6 protein-coding genes are annotated in these 6652 nt (G+C 43.7%); 4 read left to right on the forward strand and 2 right to left on the reverse strand.

Translation table 11 applies throughout. The features are described from left to right. Nucleotides 1-154 precede the first annotated feature (154 nt). The 4 genes from CAG69_RS01595 to ompV all read left to right on the forward strand — a co-directional run bounded on the left by CAG69_RS01595 (nucleotide 155) and on the right by ompV (nucleotide 4063). On the forward strand, nucleotides 155-1054 hold the full coding sequence (locus CAG69_RS01595) for an ABC transporter permease (RefSeq protein WP_161442394.1): 900 nt from the start codon (nucleotides 155-157) through the stop codon (nucleotides 1052-1054). Then, the gene (locus CAG69_RS01600; protein WP_161442396.1) at nucleotides 1047-2276 is read left to right on the forward strand and encodes a quaternary amine ABC transporter ATP-binding protein; all 1230 of its coding nucleotides are present in this window, start codon (nucleotides 1047-1049) and stop codon (nucleotides 2274-2276) included. The genes CAG69_RS01595 and CAG69_RS01600 overlap by 8 nt, the downstream gene beginning before the upstream one ends. 254 nt (nucleotides 2277-2530) lie before the next feature. Continuing rightward, nucleotides 2531-3067: a copper resistance protein NlpE gene (locus CAG69_RS01605; protein ID WP_161442398.1), complete on the forward strand. Its 537-nt coding sequence runs from the start codon at nucleotides 2531-2533 to the stop codon at nucleotides 3065-3067. A 219-nt stretch (nucleotides 3068-3286) separates the two neighbouring features. Beyond that, nucleotides 3287-4063, forward strand: a complete 777-nt coding sequence (gene ompV / locus CAG69_RS01610) for an outer membrane protein OmpV (RefSeq protein ID WP_161442400.1) — start codon at nucleotides 3287-3289, stop codon at nucleotides 4061-4063. A gap of 75 nt (nucleotides 4064-4138) precedes the next feature. Here ompV and CAG69_RS01615 read toward each other — a convergent pair whose 3' ends face one another. Both CAG69_RS01615 and CAG69_RS01620 read right to left on the reverse strand, forming a co-directional pair. Further along, nucleotides 4139-5806, reverse strand: a complete 1668-nt coding sequence (locus tag CAG69_RS01615; RefSeq protein ID WP_161442403.1) for an ABC transporter substrate-binding protein — start codon at nucleotides 5804-5806, stop codon at nucleotides 4139-4141. A 160-nt stretch (nucleotides 5807-5966) separates the two neighbouring features. Then, the gene (locus tag CAG69_RS01620) at nucleotides 5967-6581 is read right to left on the reverse strand and encodes an outer membrane beta-barrel protein (RefSeq protein ID WP_005373936.1); all 615 of its coding nucleotides are present in this window, start codon (nucleotides 6579-6581) and stop codon (nucleotides 5967-5969) included. Nucleotides 6582-6652: the final 71 nt, after the last annotated feature.

Below are 6652 nucleotides of genomic sequence, written 5' to 3' on the forward strand. Positions count from 1 at the left end.
GTGCAGGTCGACTGCATTGAAATGAGCCTAAAGGGTGAAACAATAGATGGAGGACCTATCGAACCACCAATCATTACTTGGTCTACGATCCCAACCATTCTTGCTGAATCACGTCTCTTGAGGGCACCTAGATATATCAGAAAAGGAAGTAAATATGTCTGACTCGAATTGGCTCAGCGAATTCCCAGAAATGGATCGCTCTGATCTTAGAGCAATTCGCAAAACACTCGATGGCGCCTACCGAGATTTCTCTCGTGAATATGGTGAACTTATCGAGTCTCTCTTTGATCCGCTCCTTTCATTTCTTGTCTGGTTTGAAAAACTGCTTATTTCTACACCTTGGGTCGTTGTTTTAGGCGTCTGCACCGCCCTCGTTTATGCCGCTAGTCGCTCTTGGAAACTGGCCATCGCATGTTTTGGCTCACTTATGCTGATTGGCTACTTCGGCATGTGGGAAGACACAATGCGCACGCTCAGTATTATCACGGTGTGTACCATGCTGGCAATCACACTCGGGATCCCTATCGGCATCGCCATGGCGCGCTCTAATCGTATTCAGTCAGTTGTGACACCATTACTCGACGTCATGCAGACCATGCCGGCATTTGTGTACCTCATCCCAGTTGTGATGTTACTCGGGATCGGCAAAATTCCTGGCCTCATCGCAGTAGTGATCTACGCGATTCCACCGGTTATTCGTTTAACTAATTTGGGTATTCGTTTGGTGGATAAAGAAGTGTTGGAAGCCGCAACCGCATTTGGAGCCAGCAGTAAACAGCGACTTTTTGGGGTCCAACTTCCGCTCGCAATGCCAACCATCATGGCGGGAATCAACCAAACGATCATGATGGCACTGTCGATGGTCGTCATCGCATCGATGATTGGGGTAAAAGGTTTGGGCCAGCCCGTTCTTAAGTCGATTACCAATCAATATTTCACTCTTGGTCTTTTAAATGGTCTAGCCATTGTCGCTCTAGCGATTCTTTTCGACCGCGCTTCACAAGCGTATGCGAAACGCACTCAAGCCCATCTAGGAGATTTAAAGCATGACTAGCCCACTTATCGAAATCAGCGGTCTGTATAAAATCTTCGGACCCAAACCCGACAGCGTGATTGAGCGCGTCAAGTTGGGACATAGTAAAGAACACGTGTTAGCGGAAACGGGGCACACGGTCGGGCTAAAAGACATCAACCTCCAAATTAAAAAGGGCGAGATTTTCGTCATCATGGGTTTATCCGGTTCAGGTAAGTCCACCATGATTCGCCACTTCAATCGCCTAATCGATCCAACCAAGGGACAGATTTTGGTGGAAGGGGTAGATGTCATGCAGCTTTCTAACAAGGAGTTAGAGCAGTTTCGTCGTCATAAGATGTCGATGGTGTTTCAACGTTTTGGCTTATTGCCTCATCGCACTGTTATCGACAACATCGCTTACGGTTTGGAAATTCAAGGAATAAATAAAGAAGCACGCTTAGAAAAAGCAAACGAATGGTTGGATACCGTTGGATTAACGGGTTATGAGAACCAATATCCCGCTCAGCTATCAGGTGGTCAGCAGCAACGCGTAGGCCTCGCGCGAGCGTTGGCAACCAATGCCGAAATACTGTTAATGGACGAGGCATTTTCAGCGCTGGACCCACTGATTCGGAGCGAAATGCAGGATCAGTTAATAGAACTGCAACAGCAGTTACACAAAACGATTGTTTTTATTACTCACGACTTAGATGAAGCACTGCGCCTTGGCGATCGCATTGCGATCCTTAAAGACGGTGAGCTTGTCCAACAAGGTTCACCAGACGAAATATTGCTGCATCCTGCCGATGAGTACGTTGAAGCCTTTGTAAAAGACGTCAATAGAGCGCGAGCATTGACGGTTGAGACTGTGATGCAGCCACCTTCATATCGCATTGCCGCTAAAACCATTGAAGAAGCGCTCAGTGAGATGAAACGTGTTAAACGTGATTATGCTTATCATGTGACCGATGCAGGCTATCAAGGCGTGATAACGCAGCAAGGGTTACTAGACGCGACGAAGTTAGCTCAAACCCCAAGCTGGGATGATGATATCTATGAAGAAGTGCCTATCATCTCTCCCCATTCAGCCATTGAGCAAATATTGACTGAAACCATGTCGTGCGAATACTCACTGCCCGTTGTCGATGAGCATGGTCATTTGAAAGGTGAATTAGAGCGTCGTACTGTTGCTGGTTTATTCGCTGATGAAGACAGCACAAAACGAAGCACCTCACGTTCAAACATCGACAAGGCCTCTTAACTGATTTAATAAAACAGCTCACAGCAATGTGGGCTGTTTTCACTATCTCTGCCCCCCCCTCTAGATATTTATTTGTAGACTCAAGCTTGATATCCCAATCAACATTTACATTATTCTGATTTTCCTGACAATTCCATGCTCATATTCGGTTTTATTGACATAGATAGATCATTCTATTGCTTTTTGATGACGCAAATACCTGATAAATGTCTACTATTACTCTCATACAAAATCTTGATTTAAAGAGGGATAAAATGAAAAAAACAATGTTGGCACTAACAGGCGCGGTAATCATTCTTGCAGGCTGTCAAGATGAAAAACCTGCCGAAACAAGCGCAGTTGAAGTACCTCAAGCGACAGAAACTGAAGTCACTACTAGCGCAGAAATTACTACAGAGACAATTGACACGCTGCCAGTAGCAGAAGAACAAGTCATCACTGAAGAAACATTTGTAGACTCTGAGCATAACGCACAAAATGCCCTGGACTGGAACGGCACATACAAAGGTACGCTGCCATGTGCGGATTGTTCAGGTATCGACATGACCATCACACTAAATCAAGATGGCACTTACGTACTTGAAGAAAGCTACCAAGACAAAGAAGACGGTCAGTCAAAGTCTGAAGGCCAATTCACTTGGGATGCAAACGGCAGCATCGTAACGTTGACAAACGAAGATGCGCCAAACCAATACTTTGTTGGTGAAAATGTACTTATGAAGCTAGACATGAATGGCGAAAAAGTAACAGGTGACCTAGCACCGTTATACAACTTAACAAAACAACAATAAGTTCGTATCAATACCTGATAAATAATCTAAATCCGAGCTACCCCAGCTCGGATTTTTTCTTTCCATCGACGGCGGTTGTCTTTCTTATCTTCCTCCTCTGATCTTACATTCCGCTTCTTATCCTGATGGTTCATTACATTTCCATACGCTTTGCTGATAGAGGCTTACAACTTCATTTTGTACAGTGTTCAAAACAAATCAGAACAACTCGGAAAAATGATGAAAAAGACATTAATTGCACTACTAACTCTGACTGCTGCTGGTTCAGCGGTTGCTGGTGATACTTATATTCGTAACGGTAACATCTACAACAATGAAGGTGGCTGGAACGCGGAAGTCGGAGTGGCTCATGGCAGCGATCTTTTCAAAGATCAAAAATACAATACAGCTCCAATTCTAAATGGCGGTTACCATGGTGACGACTTTAACGCCGATCTAAGTGGCATTAACTACCGTTTCTTCGGTAACACCAATGAATTAATCAACATGAGTGCCTACCTTGTTGGCAGTGGTGTCATGCGTGACGGTGATATTGCAAAAAGCCTGAAAGGCACGGATAAACGTCGCTTTGCTGTCGATTTAGGTTTGAACACTGACTTTACGTTAGATCAACACAATGTGATTTCAACATTCCTTCAACATGATATCAGTGGTGCTTACAAAGGTTACTTAGCGGGCGCAACTTACTTCCACATTATGAACTTCGGTAGTGTTGATTTTGTTCCTTTTGCTAACCTAACTTATCAAAGTGAAGACTACGTAGATTACTACTTTGGCGTAAAACAACGCGAAGCAAATGCAAACCGCAAAGCGTACAAAGGTGATTCAACAGTAAGCTATGGTTTAGGCTACAAGCTAGTCATGCCAATCAACGATAACTGGCAAGTGAGCCAAATGACACAATACACTCGCCTAGGCAGCGGTATCAGCGATTCCTCGATTGTTGATAGTGCAAACCAATGGGTTGTTGGCGCGAGTGTGTCGTACAACTTCTAACTCTACATTCCACATAAAGCCATCATTGCGATGGCTTTATGTATTCATACTCTGTGCTCACCGTGTCGAAATATGCTAGTTAAAGTGAGCTATCCAGAGACGATGCAAATCGCTATAACCCGTATTTTTCACCTGAACACCGCGTACTTGCTGTGTTTTTGTCACCTCTTCATAGCCAACAAATAAAGGCAAATATAGGTACTGATCGCGCAGCGCTTTCTCTAGGTTTAATAAAGACTGTAGCGAGTGATCATCTGCCATCGCCCTGCGAACCTTTTCTCTATGGCTTAACATCTGGCTTTGATCAAAACTAAAACGCAGTCCAGTTGCTATCGACAGCCATTCGAAGATGCCATATTCAAATGGTGCTTCCATGACTTCCTCAATGAAGAGCAAATCTGCTTGGTGAGACACTACCTCAGGAAAACTAATGTCATCAATAACGACAATCTCCAACTCCAATCCCGTTGCACGAATCACACTGTGCAACCATTCGGAATGACGAATTAAACTCGGTATCGTCCAGACAGGTTCAGCTAATACCACTTTACCTTTCAGTTTAGGTATCACAACACCATCTGTTATTGATAAATCTTGCTCGTTAGTCTCTAACTGAATGCTGTCAACGGCACTTGGCGCATCATAAATTCGCTTTTGCACATGGATGTAATCAGCGAGTTGATACCAAGTTTCTTTTGTGAGTTGGGATTCCGCGCGTTCGCGGTAGGTCAAATATGAAAATGCGCTAATTTTTTCCACTTCAACGTGATCGGAACTTTGGTTAAAGCTCAACATATTTAAGGTTTTAACATCACCATGAGACAGCGTTATTTGATCTAACAATGCGCGTGCTGAAAAATACTCTTTGTGCGCTTCAAGAGTCATACTCTCCTGGTTCCAGCCGCTGATTTTAAATGGCCCAGTCCCTATGTGGTAGGAATAACTAGAACCGAAAGAGACGACATCTCGACACAGAATAGACGCATGAGGAGTTGCTAGCATGTATGGAAACAACTTGTTCGGATACTTCAATATGATTTTTAAGCAGTTAGATGTTTCTGCAACCACGCTATCAATGCATTGCCAGAGCTCGTGAACTGGTCCTTTTATCTCCCTGAGTCTTTCTATACTCCAAACCACATCCTGTATGTTAAGGGGCTCGCCATCATGGCGATATATGCCTGGCCGCAACCATAACGTCATTACCTTGCCTTCCATTTTCCATTCGTGTGCTAACGATGGCTCGATACCACCATTGGAATTTTGGGCCAGCAATACGTCATAAACGCTTTTCGCGACGTGTAATTCAGTGTGACGGTAAGTATTCGCAGGGTCGATTTTGGATACCCAAGGGTAAGAAGAAATCAAAATAGCGTTATTTGATTCGTTCAATCGATTCACTTTTTCAGAAGCGATAGTCAGTGCTCTAACCGCGGTTTGACCGAACCAATCAATAAGTTTCGTTATTGAGTTCATTCTTCCTCTGCCAAGCTCCTCAACCAAAAACTCGGTCATCGCTTGTTGGAGGGAAATATTAATACTGAGACGGCTAGCGTTACTTCGGCCAATCGCAGGTTGCCAATCGACCCAATCGTAAGTGGCAAGCTTTTTCATCACAATAGAAACATTGCGCCTCGACGTGCAAATCACCGCTTCTAGCTCAGAAAGCGTAACAAGGTGATACTGGTGAGGTTCAAAGTGCTTTAACAGTAGATCCAGATACCTAAGATTGACATCGTTCACAAAGATTCCTAAGAGTTATTCCAAAGCAAAAAAATAGCACAGGACGCTTAGCAACTAAACTTCCTGTGCTATATCTAAACAAATTCAAAGCTTGGACTCAGCTCGACCAACAGAAGTCAAAAACGTTTACTAAGCCAAGAGGTAACTTGAATAAGTATTCTTAGAAGCGGTAACTCATACCTACAGAGAACACGTTGATGTCTGCATCAACCGTTACTTTTTCATTGCCAAATTTCGCAATGTCTAGCTCAGGCATCATGTATTCCCATTCAACTTGTAGAGCAAAGTTTTCTGTAATAGCGAACTCTGCGCCTAAACCGTACATGCCTGTCACAGTGCTGTCAGAAATGGTGGTATGGCCTGCGCTACCGTCAATCACAGAGTTGCTAATTTTGAATTCAGCATTGAAGTAAGAAAGACCAGCTTTAGCAAAAAGGTTGAAACGATCACCAATAGGTAGAGTCGCCTTTGGTTGAATCGATAGATACTTCATATCACCAACAGTAACAACTTTGCCGTCTAAAGCGTCGTAGCCACCAATGGCTGCTTCTAGAGAAATGTATTCGTTGAATTTGTAACCACCAAATACTTTACCTGAAAGGCTTGAGTCATCTTCAAGTTTAAGCTTAGTGCTAGCGTTGGTACCACCACCATTGATAGAGCCATTAACATCACCAAACGATGCTTGACCTACCGATGCGCCAACGTAAGGAGCTGCGTTTGCAACAGAACATGTTGCTAGAAGGGCTGTCATTAGCCATGTTTTTTTAAACATTGTATTTCACTGCCTGTTAATTATTGAGGTTGTGTTTTGCCCATCCTTAAGCACGTCATGCTATCCATTTC

The organism is Vibrio sp. V43_P6S15P86, assembly GCF_009904725.1.
GTDB lineage: Bacteria > Pseudomonadota > Gammaproteobacteria > Enterobacterales > Vibrionaceae > Vibrio > Vibrio diabolicus.

Excerpts from the sequence above, each read along its gene's own strand:
- CAG69_RS01605 (WP_161442398.1), top strand. The coding sequence starts at position 2,531 with ATGAAAAAAACAATGTTGGCACTAACAGGCGCGGTAATCATTCTTGCA.
- CAG69_RS01600 (WP_161442396.1), top strand. The coding sequence starts at position 1,047 with ATGACTAGCCCACTTATCGAAATCAGCGGTCTGTATAAAATCTTCGGA.
- ompV (WP_161442400.1), top strand. The coding sequence starts at position 3,287 with ATGAAAAAGACATTAATTGCACTACTAACTCTGACTGCTGCTGGTTCA.
- CAG69_RS01620 (WP_005373936.1), bottom strand. The coding sequence starts at position 6,581 with ATGTTTAAAAAAACATGGCTAATGACAGCCCTTCTAGCAACATGTTCT.
- CAG69_RS01595 (WP_161442394.1), top strand. The coding sequence starts at position 155 with ATGTCTGACTCGAATTGGCTCAGCGAATTCCCAGAAATGGATCGCTCT.